At 72.0% G+C, this 13755-nt stretch carries 11 protein-coding genes; 4 read left to right on the top strand and 7 right to left on the bottom strand.

From position 1 onward, the window contains the following. Nucleotide 1: 1 nt before the first annotated feature. Genes OG878_RS28800 through rsmH form a run of 4 tightly spaced genes read right to left on the bottom strand, consistent with a single transcriptional unit; the run spans nucleotide 2 to nucleotide 5292 of the window. A complete protein-coding gene (locus OG878_RS28800) occupies nucleotides 2-1741 on the bottom strand; it encodes a UDP-N-acetylmuramoyl-L-alanyl-D-glutamate--2,6-diaminopimelate ligase (RefSeq protein ID WP_328889470.1) in 1740 nt (579 codons plus the stop codon). Nucleotides 1742-1759: 18 nt separating this feature from the next. Then, complete coding sequence (locus OG878_RS28795) at nucleotides 1760-3730, bottom strand: peptidoglycan D,D-transpeptidase FtsI family protein (protein WP_328889469.1); 1971 nt, start codon at nucleotides 3728-3730, stop codon at nucleotides 1760-1762. Nucleotides 3731-3734: 4 nt separating this feature from the next. After that, the gene (locus tag OG878_RS28790) at nucleotides 3735-4277 is read right to left on the bottom strand and encodes an FtsB family cell division protein (protein ID WP_328889468.1); all 543 of its coding nucleotides are present in this window, start codon (nucleotides 4275-4277) and stop codon (nucleotides 3735-3737) included. A gap of 49 nt (nucleotides 4278-4326) precedes the next feature. Next, complete coding sequence (gene rsmH / locus OG878_RS28785; protein ID WP_328889467.1) at nucleotides 4327-5292, bottom strand: 16S rRNA (cytosine(1402)-N(4))-methyltransferase RsmH; 966 nt, start codon at nucleotides 5290-5292, stop codon at nucleotides 4327-4329. Nucleotides 5293-5673: 381 nt separating this feature from the next. Between rsmH and OG878_RS28780 the strand changes: the two genes are divergently transcribed. The 4 genes from OG878_RS28780 (at nucleotide 5674) to OG878_RS28765 (ending at nucleotide 11356) form a co-directional block, all read left to right on the top strand. Beyond that, nucleotides 5674-6237, top strand: coding sequence for a beta-class carbonic anhydrase (locus tag OG878_RS28780; RefSeq protein ID WP_328889466.1), 564 nt, complete (start codon nucleotides 5674-5676; stop codon nucleotides 6235-6237). A 241-nt stretch (nucleotides 6238-6478) separates the two neighbouring features. Next, nucleotides 6479-7534, top strand: a complete 1056-nt coding sequence (locus OG878_RS28775) for an AAA family ATPase (protein ID WP_328889465.1) — start codon at nucleotides 6479-6481, stop codon at nucleotides 7532-7534. Next, nucleotides 7534-8922 (top strand): DUF58 domain-containing protein, encoded by a 1389-nt coding sequence (locus OG878_RS28770; RefSeq protein ID WP_328889464.1) that lies wholly within the window; start codon nucleotides 7534-7536, stop codon nucleotides 8920-8922. The genes OG878_RS28775 and OG878_RS28770 overlap by 1 nt, the downstream gene beginning before the upstream one ends. 34 nt (nucleotides 8923-8956) lie before the next feature. Next, on the top strand, nucleotides 8957-11356 hold the full coding sequence (locus OG878_RS28765; protein WP_328889463.1) for a transglutaminase TgpA family protein: 2400 nt from the start codon (nucleotides 8957-8959) through the stop codon (nucleotides 11354-11356). A gap of 222 nt (nucleotides 11357-11578) precedes the next feature. Here the strand turns inward: OG878_RS28765 and OG878_RS28760 are convergent, their stop codons facing one another. The 3 genes from OG878_RS28760 to OG878_RS28750 form a co-directional block, all read right to left on the bottom strand. Continuing rightward, nucleotides 11579-11971, bottom strand: coding sequence for a DUF3040 domain-containing protein (locus tag OG878_RS28760; protein WP_328889462.1), 393 nt, complete (start codon nucleotides 11969-11971; stop codon nucleotides 11579-11581). Nucleotides 11972-12299: 328 nt separating this feature from the next. Next, the gene (locus OG878_RS28755; RefSeq protein ID WP_328889461.1) at nucleotides 12300-13058 is read right to left on the bottom strand and encodes a class I SAM-dependent methyltransferase; all 759 of its coding nucleotides are present in this window, start codon (nucleotides 13056-13058) and stop codon (nucleotides 12300-12302) included. Nucleotides 13059-13160: 102 nt separating this feature from the next. Continuing rightward, a complete protein-coding gene (locus OG878_RS28750) occupies nucleotides 13161-13709 on the bottom strand; it encodes an SAV_6107 family HEPN domain-containing protein (protein WP_328889460.1) in 549 nt (182 codons plus the stop codon). Between the last annotated feature and the right edge of the window lie 46 nt (nucleotides 13710-13755).

Here is a 13755-nt window from a genome sequence, read left to right as displayed (position 1 = left end):
GTCATCCCTGACTGTTGTTCTCGTGGGTGTGGGCGAGCTCCGGGACGGCCACCGGGGCGTCGTCGGCGCTCGTGTGCCCCATGGACCGTGCGATGGCCGCGCGCAGCACCGTGCGGTCGTCGAAGGGGCGTACCACTCCGTGGATGTCCTGGCCCTGTTCGTGGCCCTTGCCGGCGATCAGCACGGTGTCGCCGGGCCGGGCGCGGGCGACCGCGGTGGCGATGGCGGCGGCCCGGTCGGCGTCGACCAGGACGTCGCCGCGCTCGTGCGACGGCACCTCGGCGGCGCCCGAGAGCATCGCGGTCAGGATGGCCAGGGGGTCCTCGGAGCGGGGGTTGTCCGAGGTCAGTACGGCGGTGTCGGCGAGCCGGGCAGCGGCTGCGCCCATCGGGCCGCGTTTCGTGGTGTCGCGGTCGCCTCCGCAGCCGAGCACGACGTGCAGCTTGCCCTCGGTGACCTTGCGCAGGGAGCGCAGGACGGACTCGACGGCGTCGGTCTTGTGCGCGTAGTCGACGACCGCGAGGTAAGGCTGTCCGGCGTCGACGCGTTCCAGCCGGCCCGGGACGCCGGGGACGGCGGCGACACCGTCGGCTGCCGTCTGCGGGTCGACGCCCGCGACGGCGAGGGTGACGATCGCGGCGAGGGCGTTGGCGACGTTGAACGGGCCCGGCAGCGGAGCGCCCGCGGTGATCCGCTCGTCCTTGGGGCCGACCACGGTGAAGGTGGATCCCAGGGGGCCGATTTCGACGTTCTCGGCACGCCAGTCGGCATCCGGGTGGCCCTCTGCGGAGAAGGTGACGACCGGCACGGTCGCCTCCGTGACCAGCCTGCGGCCGTACGCGTCATCGAGGTTGACGACGCCCTGCCGGCTGCGCTGCGGGGTGAACAGCTGGGCCTTGGCCTGGAAGTAGTCCTCCATGCCGGAGTGGAACTCCATGTGCTCCGGGCTGAGGTTGTTGAAGACGGCGACGTCGAAGACGCAGCCGTCGACCCGGCCGAGGACCAGCGCGTGGCTGGAGACCTCCATGGTGACCGCGTCGACGCCGCGCTCGCGCATGACGGCGAACAGGGCCTGGAGATCGGTGGCCTCGGGGGTGGTGCGCTCGGACTTGATGCGCTCGTCGCCGATCCGCATCTCGACCGTGCCGATCAGCCCGGTGGTGCGTCCGGCGCCCCGGAAGCCGCCCTCGACGAGGTACGCGGTGGTGGTCTTCCCGGACGTTCCGGTGATGCCGACCTGGAGGAGGCCGGCGCCCGGCCGCCCGTAGATCTCGGCGGCGAGTTCGCCCATCCGGCCGCGCGGGTGCTCGGTGACCAGCACCGGCAGTCCGGTGGCGGCGGCGCGCTCGGCGCCCGCCGGGTCGGTGAGGACCGCTGCCGCGCCGAGGCCGGCCGCCTGGGCGGCGAAGTCGGCGCCGTGGAACCTGGCGCCGGGCAGCGCCGCGTACACGTCGCCGGGTCGAACCGCCCGCGAGTCGTGGGTGATGCCGGTGACCTCACCGGATCCCGGCGGCTCGACTCCCAGCCGGGCTGCCAGCTCGCCGAGCGGGGTCGGCCGGAGCCGGTCCGGGCGGGGCGCTCCCGGGTAGTTCACAGGCGCGTCCTTCTGGGTGGTTTGGGACTGTTCAGCGTGGGGCACGGCGGTGAGCGTACCGGGCGCACCCGGCCCCTCGCGAAGTGAGGGGGCCGGGCCCGGGTGGTTCCCGTTCCGGTTTCCGGGATCAGGGGCGATGGTTGTCACTGGCTGGTTACCCCGAGTTCACTCGCCGGGCTGGAAGGACACCGGCAGCCGGGCGGGCTTGCTGCCGGACGGTGCGATCTGGAGCGTCTTCAGTGCGAACTCCATGACCTGCTTGTAGATGGGACCGCAGATCTGTCCGCCGAAGTAGCTGCCCTTCGTCGGGTTCTGGATCGCACAGTAGACGGTGATCTGCGGGTCGTCGGAGGGTGCGAAGCCCGCGAAGGACGCGGTGTAGCCGTGGTATCCGCCGCGGACCGGATCGACCCGGTTGGCCGTCCCGGTCTTGCCCGCGACCCGGTAGCCGGGGATCCGGGCCTTGGTGCCGGTGCCCTCCTCGTCACCGACCACCGACTCCAGCATGCGTGCGAGCGACTTCGCGGTCTTCTCGCTGACCACCCGGTTCTGTCCGGGAGCGGGCGCGGGGTTGAACCGGCCGTCGGCGCCCTTGGTACCGCGCACCAGCGTGGGCTGGATCCGGACACCGCCGTTGGCGATCGTCGAGTAGACCGAGGCGGCCTGCATGGCGTTGAGCGAGAGGCCCTGGCCGAACGGGATCGTGTACTGCTGGGAGGTCGACCAGTCCTGCGGCTCGGCGAGGATGCCGGGGGTCTCCCCCGGGTAGTCCAGCCCGGTCGGGCTTCCGATGCCGAACTTGCGCAGGTACGAGTAGAGGACCTTGTTGGCGGCGGCCTGGGTCTTGCGGAGCTGCCCGGTGGCCAGGATGGTGCCGATGTTGCTGGACTTGGCGAGTACGCCGTTGAGCGTCAGGTACCAGGTGGCGTGGTCGATGTCGTCCCTGAAGAGCCGGTCGCCGCGGTGCAGCCGGTTGGGGACGGTGACATGGGTGCCGGGGGTGGCGGCCTTCTCCTCCAGCACGGCGGCCATGGACATGACCTTGCTGGTGGAACCGGGCTCGTACACGTCCTGCAGCGCCGCGTTGCCCAGCGATGCCGCGTCGGCCTGCGAGAGGTCGTTGGGGTCGAAGCCGGGGGCGTTGGCCATGGCGAGCACCTCGCCGGTCCGCGTGTTCTGCACGATGACGTAGCCGCGGTCCGCCTTGGACTTCTTCACCTGCTCCGAGATGGCCTGCTGGGCGGCCCACTGGATGTCCCGGTCGATGGTCAGCTCGATGTCGGAACCCGCGACGGCCGGGACCTCCCTGGTGCCCGCGGTGGGCACCCGGCGGCCGCCGGACTGGGCGTACTTGATCTCGCCGTCCTTGCCCGCGAGCTCCTGGTCCAGCTGCGACTCGAGGCCGCCCGCACCCTTGCCCTCGGCGTTGACGTAACCCAGTATCCCGGCGGCCAGCCCGCCGTTGGGGTAGACCCGCTTGGTGGTCGCCTCCTGGAAGACACCGGCCAGCACATTGGCGCCGGTACCGCCGCCGGCCTTGTCCTTCTGCGCCTTCTCGGCGAACACGGACTTGAGGTCCTTGATCTGCTTCCAGACCTGCGGGGTCTGCCGGCGGGCCAGGACGGCGTACCGGCTGTTCGGCTTCGAGAGCTTCTCCGTCAGCTCCCCGGCGTCGGCTCCGAGGATGGGGGCGAGGAGGGCGGCGGCCTGCTGCGGTGCGTCCGGGGCCTTGCTCTCCTCCGGCGTGAACATCTTGGGGTCGGCGGTGATGTTGTACGCGTCGACGCTGGTGGCCAGAGCGATGCCGCTGCGGTCGGTGATCTCGCCGCGCTCGGCGGAGATCGTGTACTCGAGGTAGCGGTTCTTCTCGGCCTTGGCGGCATACGCGCTGGCGTCGACGGCCTGGACCTGGAGAAGCCGGACGACGAACGCCAGCATGACGAGCGTCAGCGCCAGACTGACCAGGCGGAGCCGGGGACGCGGGCTGCCCAGCCGCAGCGGGCGCGACGACGGTCTGCGCGGGGCAGCCGACGACGGGTGGCGGGAGGCGGGCCGGGGTCGGGCCTGGCCGGGGGCGGCGCTGCGGGGGCGCGCGGGGCCGGGTACCCGGCGGCGCGGTGGTTCCTTGGAGGGCACTGCATCACCTGCCGGGGCTCGTCGAGGACTGGTGTGCCGGGGTGCTCGGCTGCGCCGCCGAGGTGCTGGGCTTCGTGGCGGGCGGTGCGGAGGCGGAACCGGAGGGCGCCGGCGACACGGAGTGCGACGGCGAGGCGGTGGCCGGCGGCGGGGCCGCGGGCTTCCGGGGCTGCGCCGGGGCGAAGACCTGGGAGGGAACGCCGCGGACCGTACCGTCGGGGCCGAGGAAGGCGGGGCTGCCGCCGGGCACCATGCCGAGCTCACGGGCGCGCCGCTCCAGGGCATCCGGCTCGGAGCGGCCGTCGACGTCCCGTTGGAGGGCCTGCTCCTCGTCGGTGAGGTCGGTGGTCCGTTTCTTCAGCTCACTCAGCCTGAACGATCCTTCGTTGAGCGCGGAGTTCAGCAGCAGAAGGGTGATCAGGCCGCCGCCGAGGAGCAGCACGATCAGCAGGACGAAGGGGGTACGCGCCGCGTTGCTGGGCCCGGAGGGCATCAGCCGCACGAGCCGCGCGGCCCGTCCTCTCAGCTGTCCGGCCGGTCCGCTCACCGCGCCACCTCGACCTCTCCCGGTGCTGTGCCGGCCGGGCCGGCCGTGCTCATCGTTCCTCCTCGCGGATCCGCTGGGCGCCGCGCAGCCGGGCGGGGGCGGCGCGCCGGTTCTCGGCGACCTCCTCCTCGGTGGGCAGTTCCGCGCCGCGGGTCAGGAGCTTCAGCCGGGGCTGGTAGCGCTCGGGGACCACGGGCAGTCCGGGCGGCGCCGTGTTGGCGGCACCTGCCGCGAAGACCTGCTTGACCAGCCGGTCCTCCAGCGAGTGGTACGAGAGGACGGCGATCCGGCCCCCCACGGCGAGGGCCTCCACGGCGGCCGGGATCGCCCGCTCCAGGACGGTGAGCTCGCCGTTGACCTCGATGCGCAAGGCCTGGAAGGTGCGCTTGGCGGGATTGCCGCCGGTGCGCTTGGCGGCCTGCGGCAGCGCGTCACGGATCAGCTCGACGAGCCGGGCGCTGTTGCTGAACGGCTCCTTCTCGCGCTCGCGCACGATCGCGGAGACGATCCGCTTGGCCTGCTTCTCCTCGCCGTACGCGCGCAGGATCCGGACGAGCTCGCCCGGCGGGTAGGTGTTGAGCACCTCGGCCGCGCCGATGCCGGTCGTCTGGTCCATCCGCATGTCGAGCGGGGCGTCCTGGGCGTACGCGAATCCGCGGTCGGCCTCGTCCAGCTGCATGGAGGAGACCCCGAGATCGAACAGGACACCCTGGACCTTGGGGACACCGAGCCGGGCGAGCACCTCGGGCAGCTCGTCGTAGACGGCGTGCACCAGCGTGGCCCGGTCGCCGTACGGGGCGAGCCGCTCACCGGACAGGCGCAGGGCCTCCTTGTCCCGGTCCAGTGCGATCAGCCGCGCGGACGGGAAGGCGGCGAGCAGGGCCTCGCTGTGGCCGCCGAGACCGAGGGTGCAGTCGACCACCACGGGCTGCTGCGGGCTCGGTGCCTCCAGAGCCGGGGCCAACAGGTCCAGGCATCGCTGGAGCATCACCGGGACGTGTCGGGTCTGGCTCATGCGCCCTCTCAGGCTCAGGTCCCGTGTGGCTGCACGTGCGGCCTGGTCCCCGCCCGCTCGGAAGGGGAGGTCAGCCGGCGCCGGGGAAGTGGCGTCGGCCGACCGGCGAGCGGGAGAGGGCCGGGCCGTACGTACGCCGCGCACACAGGGGAAATCTTCGGAAATGTGCAAGCTGTCGGTAACTTCCCGTCACTTTAGTCCACCCTGCCATTCGATCGATTCCCGATCAATGAACCGGACAGCGCGTCGCCCGACCCGCCGTTCACCCGGCCGGGCGATCCGGTGTGAGGCTTGTGGGTTACCTCACAACAAGCCTCGTTGACGTTCTTTGTCCCGACCCACAGCACGCCAAGGCGCTTTGTGACAGCTAACGTCATATCCATGTCGACTACCGCGCAGTCCCCCACCGAGCACTCCGCACCCGCTGCCGGACAGGCCCGCACCGGCGGTACGGTCACCGACCGGCTGGTCGAGGCGAACATCCGTTACGCGGCCGAATTCGACGATCCGGGCATGGACGCGCGGCCGGTGCTGAAGGTCGCCGTGGTCGCCTGCATGGACGCCCGGCTCGACCTCCACGACGCGCTCGGCCTGGCGCTCGGCGACTGCCACACCATCCGCAACGCGGGCGGAGTGGTCACCGACGACGTGATCCGGTCCCTGACCATCAGCCAGCGGGCGCTCGGCACCCGCAGCGTCATACTCATCCACCACACCAACTGCGGCCTCGAGTCGATCACCGAGGAGTTCCGGCAGGAGCTGGAGGTGGAGGTCGGTCAGCGGCCGGTCTGGGCCGTGGAGGCGTACAAGGACGCGGATCAGGACGTGCGGCAGTCGATGCAGCGCGTCCGCACCTCGCCGTTCCTCCTGCACACCGATGACGTCCGCGGCTTCGTCTTCGACGTGACCAGCGGCTTGCTGCGTGAGATCCTCCCCACCAGCTGACGTCCGAGGCATCGCGACGGGCACCAAAAATTCCCGCAACCCCGACATTTCGCTCCCAGTTGTCCACAGGCGAGTGACACGAAGCGGTAACGGCAACAAGAATGCGGGTGTGACATCCCGCCGGACGCGTCCGAAGGGTGTCCGTGTTTCGGGGTGGCCGGTCCAACGACAGCGCATCGGCCCATGAATGGGGTACCCCCCTGCTCCTCGGGAGCAGGGGGCAGGGCCGAGGAGGGCCGGGGTGACGACCTATGACGATCGAGCGAGCCTCACAGATCTGACGACCACAGCGGAGCGGGTGCGCGGGTCGGTGGAGGCTGTGATCGAGGGCAAGCCTGAGGTCGTACGGCTTTCGCTGACCGTGCTGCTCGCGGAGGGCCATCTCCTCATCGAGGATGTCCCCGGAGTGGGCAAGACCATGCTGGCCAAGGCGCTCGCGCGGTCGATCGACTGCTCGGTGCGGCGCATCCAGTTCACACCGGATCTGCTGCCTTCGGACATCACGGGTGTGTCCATCTTCGACCAGCAGCGGCGAGAATTCGAGTTCAAGCCGGGTGCGATCTTCGCCCAGATCGTGATCGGCGACGAGATCAACCGCGCCTCGCCGAAGACGCAGTCCGCGCTGCTGGAGTCGATGGAGGAGCGCCAGGTCACCATCGACGGGCACAGTTACGAGCTGCCCGACCCCTTCATGGTGGTGGCCACCCAGAACCCGGTGGAGATGGAGGGCACGTATCCGCTGCCCGAGGCCCAGCGCGACCGCTTCATGGCCCGGGTGTCGATCGGCTATCCCAGCGCGGAGGCCGAGCTGCGGATGCTCGATGTCCACGGCGGGGTCTCACCGCTCGACGATCTGCAGCCGGTGGCGCACGCCCACGACATCGTGAAGCTGATCGAAGCGGTACGGACGGTCCATGTGGCCGATTCGGTACGGCGGTACGCGGTGGAGCTGGTCGGGGCCACCCGTGTCCACCCCGATCTGCGGCTCGGCGCCTCGCCGCGTGCCACGCTGCATCTGCTGCGCGCCTCGAAGGCCTCGGCTGCGCTGAGCGGGCGGGACTACTGCCTTCCGGACGATGTGCAGGCGCTGGCGGTCGCGGTCCTCGCGCACCGGCTGCTGCCCACCGCCCAGGCCCAGTTGAACCGGCGTACGGCTGAGCAGGTCGTGCTGGAGATCCTGCAGCAGACACCGGTGCCGACCGCCGGTGGCGGTACGGCCGTCCCGGCTCCGTCGCCGCACCAGCCCGGCGCCGCGGTGTACGGCCGGCAGCAGCCGCCCGGCATGCGGCGGGTGTGATGGCCGCCGGGGGGCCCGCCGCGATGAACGACGGCGACGACAAGGGCGGTCTCCGGGCCGCGCTGGGCGGGCTGACCACGCGCGGGCGGTCCTTCCTCGCGGCCGGGATCGCGGCCGCGATCTGCGCGTACGTGCTGGGCCAGGGGGATCTGCTGCGGGTCGGGATGCTGCTCGCCGTTCTGCCGCTGGTCTGTGTGGCGGTGCTCTTCCGCACCCGCTACCGGGTCGCGGGCACCCGGCGGCTCACCCCGTCCCGGGTCCCGGCGGGCACCGAGGCGCGGGTCCATCTGCGGATGGAGAACGTGTCGCGGCTGCCCACCGGGCTGCTGATGCTGCAGGACCGGGTGCCGTACGTTCTGGGGCCGCGGCCCCGGTTCGTGCTGGACCGGGTGGAGGCGGGCGGTGCCCGCGAGGTGTCGTACCGGGTCCGGTCGGATCTGCGCGGGCGGTATCCGCTCGGACCGCTGCAGCTGCGGCTGAGCGATCCGTTCGGTATGTGCGAGCTGACCCGCTCGTTCAGCGCGTACGACACCCTGGTCGTCATCCCTCGGACCGAGCCGCTGCCGCCGATGCGGCTGGCCGGCGAGGCCTCCGGGTACGGCGAGGGGCGGCAGCGCTCACTGGCACTGGCCGGTGAGGACGACGTGATTCCGCGCGGCTACCGGCACGGCGACGATCTGCGCCGGGTCCACTGGCGCTCCACCGCGCGCTACGGCGAGCTGATGGTGCGCCGCGAGGAACAGCCGCAACGGGCCAGGTGCACGGTGCTGCTCGACACCCGGCGGATCGCCTATCTGGGGATCGGTCCCGACTCCGCCTTCGAATGGGCGGTGTCGGGGGCCGCGTCCGCTCTGGTGCACATGCTGGAGCGGGGCTTCGCGGTGCGACTGCTGACCGACGACGGAAGTTCGGTGCCGGGGCAGGGCGAGGGCGGCTTCGCCGGATCGACCCAGGAGTCCGCCGACTCCGCGGGGCTGATGATGGACACGCTCGCGGTCGTCGACCACTCCGACGGGGATGGCCTGTCGCGCGCGTACGACGTGCTGCGCGGCGGCAACGAAGGGCTGCTGGTCGCCTTCTTCGGCGATCTGGACGAGGAGCAGGCCGCAGTGGCGGCCAGGATGCGCCAGCGCAGCGGCGGTGCCGTCGCGTTCGTGCTGGACAGCGAGGCCTGGGCGCACGGCGATCCGCAGGACGCCACGCGCGGGGCGTCGCAGGAGCGGTTGCGGCTGCTGCGCGAATCGGGCTGGACGGTGGTCCCGGTGGAGCCCGGAGCGAAGCTCGCCGAGCTGTGGCAGCTGGCGGGACAGCAGAGCTCCGTGATGCAGTCCGCCCTGTCGAACGGCGCCACGGGCGGGACGACGGGTTTCACCGGGGGATGGTCATGAGGTTTCGGCGGGGGACGGTCATGAGGGGACGGTCATGAGCGGTCGCGGTCGGCTGGCGCTCTGCGCCTTTGCGGCGACGCTGTTGGCGGCGGGGTCGATGCTGCCGTTGGTCGACCGGTCCTACTGGATCCTGCAGGCCACGTTCCTGCTGGCGGTCCAGAGCGGGGTGGGCGCGCTCGCCCGCCGGGCGCCGTTGCCGCGGCTGCTCACCATCGCGATGCAGTTCCTCGTCGCTCTGGTGCTGGTGACCGTGGTGTTCGCCCGGGGCCAGGCCATGGTCGGCTTCCTGCCCGGTCCCGAGGCCGTCCAGCGGCTCGCGGACCTGCTGACGGCAGGCGTGGACGATGTCGGCAGGTACGCCATTCCGGCACCCGCGACGGAGGGCATCCGGCTGATGCTGGTCGGCGGCGTATTGCTGATCGGGCTTGCCGTGGACACCCTCGCGGTGACGTTCCGCAGCGCGGCCCCGGCCGGTCTGCCGCTCCTCGCGCTCTACTCGGTGGCTGCCGGACTGTCCGGCGGCGGCGGTGCGGGCTGGCTGTGGTTCCTGCTCGCGGCCTGCGGCTATCTGCTCCTTCTGCTGGCCGAGGGACGGGACCGGCTCTCCCAGTGGGGCCGGGTCTTCGGCGGCGTGGGCCGGACACCGGCCGGCCGGGATGCGTCGGGCGGCCAGGTGCACGCCCCGGTCCGCACCGGACGGCGGATCGGTGCGCTGGCGCTGGGGATCTCCCTGGCCGTACCGGCTGCGCTGCCTGCGCTCGACGGCGGCCTGCTGGCCGGTTCGGGGACCGGGGCGGGCAAGGGCGGAGGCGGCGGCACGATCTCCGCGGTCAACCCGCTGGTCTCGCTGCAGAACGATCTGAACCAGCCGGAGAACCGGCAGGTGATGTCGTACCGCACCAATTCCACCAGTCCCCAGGACTTCTATCTGCGGATCCTGGCCCTGGACCAGTTCACCGGAAGCGAGTGGCGGCCCTCGCGGCGCAGTCTGCAGGACGTACCGAAGCGGCTTCCCGATCCGGCGGGACTGGCTTCGGATGTCGCCGTCACGGAGATCAGGACGAACATCTCCGCGTCCCGCTCGTACCAGCAGACCTATCTGCCGCTCCCCTACCCGGCTGCCGAGGTCAGGATCGACGGGCGCTGGCGGTACGAGCCCGAGGGGCGCACCCTCGTCGGTGACCGTGGCCAGACGACCCGTGGGGCGACGTACCAGGTCTCCAGCCTGGTGGTGCAGCCGACCGCGGATCAGCTGGCCGCGGCGGTCCCGGCACCGGCCGCGCTACGGAACGAGTACACCCGGATCCCGGGCTCGCTCCCGAAGGTGGTCAAGGAGACGGCGGACCGGGTGACGAAGGGCTCCACCAACGACTACGAGCGCGCGGTGAAGCTGCAGAACTTCTTCGCCTCGGAGGGCGACTTCACCTACGACACCTCGGTGACCTCCGGCACCGGCTCGGCGGCGATCGCCCGGTTCCTGAAGGAAAAACGGGGCTTCTGCGTCCACTTCTCGTTCACGATGGCCGCGATGGCACGGACGCTGGGCATCCCGGCCCGGGTCGCCGTGGGCTTCACGCCCGGCACCGTGCAGTCGGACGGTTCGGTGTCGGTGGGGCTGCGCGACGCGCACGCCTGGCCCGAGCTGTACTTCCAGGGCATCGGATGGACCCGCTTCGAGCCGACGCCGTCGCGGGGCAGCGTGCCCACGTACACGCAGCCGAACGCGCCCACCGGCGACACGACCGCCCCGAGCGGGCCGGAGGCGAGTGCCGCGGCCGCCCCGTCGGCAGCGCCCTCCGCGTCGGTGAGCTGCTCGTCGCAGCAGCGCAGGCAGGGCGATTGCGGCCCCACTGCGGCGCCGGGCTTCGCGGAGCCGCAGGACCCTGGGACGCCCACGGGCACCATCGTCTGGGGTGCCCTGGCGATCCTGCTGGTGCTCACGCTGCCGTTGCTGCCGATGTTCTGGCGGGTTCGGGTGCGTACGCAGAGGCTGAACTCGTCCTCGGGGCGTACGCAGGCGGATGCGACGGCCAGGACGCTGGCGGCCTGGCTGGAGATCACCGATACGGCGTGGGACCACGGCATCGGCCCCGACGATTCGCAGACGCCGCGCAAGGCGGCGGCGCGGGTGGTGCGGCTGGGGCAGCTGGACCCCGACGAGGCCGCCGCCGTGCACCGGGTGGCGGGGGCGGTGGAGCAGGTGCTGTACGCCCCGCAGCCCCGGGCGGCCACGGGGCTCACGGAAGACGTGGAGACGGTACGCAGCGGGTTGCGGGCCTCCACCGACCGCTCCACCCGGATCCGGGCGGTCGTGGCACCGCGCTCGGCGGCACGTGCGGTGTGGGCGGCCTCCGAGCGCTGGTCCGCGCTGACCGGCCGGTGGGCGGCACGGTGGGGCGGGTTGCTGCGGTGGCCGTCCCGGCAGCAGGGCTGAGGGGCGCGGCCGGCGGCCGCGCCCCGTTGCACACGCTCCGTCCTGGATCGGCTCCGCCCCCGACCGTTCGACGGCGGAGAGCGAAAGCCGTGGGCGGTTCGGATCGGAGACCGTGCGGCACCGCAGCACACGGCAGGCAGCCGGCGCGGGTGGTACGCAGACATGGGTGAGGGACGACCGCAGTCATGCGGCCGTCCCTCACCCACACACGTTCAGAAGGGGTTACTGACCCTGTTCGTCACGGCGGCGCTGCCACCGCTGCTCGATCCGGTTCATCACGGTTCGGCGTTGCTTGGGGTGTCGGCGTCCGCCCCCGCCTCCGGCAGCCTGCTGCTCGCCGGGCTTGGGCGCCTTGCGCCAACCGGTGACCGCAAGGACCGCACAGCCCAGCATGACGAGGAACCCCACCACGCTGATCCAGATCTGCTTGGCGACCATTCCGGCCATGAGGAGCGCGATACCCACCAGGAATCCTGCGACCGCCTGGTAGACCCGTCGCCGGGTGTACGTACGCAGCCCGCTTCCCTCGAGCGCTGTCGCGAACTTGGGATCTTCGGCGTACAGCGCTCGCTCCATCTGCTCGAGCATTCTCTGCTCGTGCTCCGAGAGCGGCACGGAGTCCTCCTCGTCGTCGGCCACGGGGGGCGGCCGGTTTGCGGCCCTTCCAGGATAGGCAGGGATTCGCCCCCGTGAAACCCGCCCTCATTGCCAATCAGCCAGTCCGGGCCGCCACGACGGCACAGCTGCTGAGGCGTTGATTCCCCAACCTCCGATCCGTCATGCCGGATGGTGTCCCCCGATCATACGGTGACTGGAGCCCGATCGGGGCTCCTGGGGCGTACTCCGTATGCAGCTGCGTTGCTGATCAGCCGCACTACGGCCGGGCGCGGCCCGGTGCCGGCCCGTGCCGGGGCCCGGCTGTGCCCGGACCCCGGCCGCGGGCTCAGGTGCGCTTCGTGCCCAGAACGTGCAACTGGGTCGCGACCGAATGGAAGGCCGGCAGTTCCGCAACCGCGCTCTCCAGCTTGAGCAGCGCCTCCATCGCTCCGGGCTCGGTGTCCACCAGAACGCCCGGAACGAGGTCGGCGAAGACCCGTACGCCGTGGACCGCGCCGACCTCCACGTCCGCCGCGGAGACCAGTTCGGTGAGCTGCTCCGCGGTGTAGCGCCGGGGCATCGGGTCGCCGTCGCCCCAGCGGCCCGCGGGGTCGCTGAGCGCCTGCCGGGCCTCGGTGAAGTGGCCGGCGAGCGCCCTGGCGAGGACGGCACCGCCGAGGCCCGCGGCGAGCAGGCTCAGCGCACCGGCCGGGCGGAGTGCCTCGACAGCGTTCCGCACGCCCTCGGCGGGGTCGTCGACGTACTCCAGGACGCCATGGCACAGCACCGCGTCGTAACCGCCGCGCTCGGCCACCTCGAACAGGCCGAGGATGTCGCCCTGGACGCCGCGGACCCGGTCGGCGACTCCGGCCTCGGCGGCGCGGCGCTCCAGCGCGAAGAGCGCGTTGGGGCTGGGGTCGACGACGGTGACCCGGTGGCCGAGCCGGGCGACCGGCACCGCGAAGTTTCCGGTGCCGCCGCCGGTGTCCAGGACGTCCAGGGCGTCCCTGCCGGTCGCCTTGACCTGGCGGTCGAGGGCGTCCTTCAGGACCTCCCAGACCACGGCGGTACGGAGGGAGGCACGGGGGCGCAGCTGGTCCGACACGGCAGTTGACTCCTCGGCACGGTGCCGCCACTGCGGGCGGAGCGTGAACGGTGCAGGTGATGCGGGTGCTGTCCACCCTATTGCCTCGGACCGCTGCCGCCGTCATCCCGCGTCGGGCCGCTCCTTCCGGGCCTGGGGGAGCGTCGGCTGGAGCGCCAGGAGCCGCTCGACCAGGCGCAGGAACATGGCGGCGTCGCGCAGCAGATCATCGGCGTCGCGGCTGCCGGCCGCCCCCGGTATGCCCGCTTCCGCCCGGGCCCTGCGGCGGGCCCCCGAGGCGAACAGGGCGCTCCATTCGGTGAGTTCCGGGGCGATCTCCGGGAGGACCTCCCAGGCGCTGCGGATCCGCTCCCTGCGTCGCCTGGTCGTTTCGGGCCGGCCGCGGGCGGCGAGCACGGCGGCGGCGGTGCGCAGCGCGGCGAGATGGGCGGTGGCATAGCGCTCGTTCGGCACGGCGAGAACGGCGGCCTCTTCGAGGCCGGCGCGGGCCTGGGCCAGCAGATCGAGGGCGGCGGGCGGCGCGGTGGTGCGGCGCAGCACCGGGTGGACGTCGTTCGCCGGACCGCTCGATGCCGGGGCGGGGCCGGTCGGTGAGGGGGCAGGGCCGCCTGCGCGGCGCCGAGAGGCGGCTGCTGCGGACGAGTTGGCCATGACGAACCTCCTGTCGTCGTGTGACGGCTCCGTGGCCGTATGCATC

The sequence above is a fragment of the Streptomyces sp. NBC_00316 genome, assembly GCF_036158715.1.
Classification (GTDB): domain Bacteria; phylum Actinomycetota; class Actinomycetes; order Streptomycetales; family Streptomycetaceae; genus Streptomyces.
Note: the sequence above shows the minus strand (reverse complement) of the source record. Positions and strands in the feature narration are given on the sequence as shown.

What these genes read in the sequence shown, in the direction of transcription:
- OG878_RS28780 (WP_328889466.1), top strand. Translation starts at nt 5,674, where the DNA reads ATGTCGACTACCGCGCAGTCCCCCACCGAGCACTCCGCACCCGCTGCC.
- OG878_RS28765 (WP_328889463.1), top strand. Translation starts at nt 8,957, where the DNA reads ATGAGCGGTCGCGGTCGGCTGGCGCTCTGCGCCTTTGCGGCGACGCTG.
- rsmH (WP_328889467.1), bottom strand. Translation starts at nt 5,292, where the DNA reads ATGAGCCAGACCCGACACGTCCCGGTGATGCTCCAGCGATGCCTGGAC.
- OG878_RS28750 (WP_328889460.1), bottom strand. Translation starts at nt 13,709, where the DNA reads ATGGCCAACTCGTCCGCAGCAGCCGCCTCTCGGCGCCGCGCAGGCGGC.
- OG878_RS28770 (WP_328889464.1), top strand. Translation starts at nt 7,534, where the DNA reads ATGGCCGCCGGGGGGCCCGCCGCGATGAACGACGGCGACGACAAGGGC.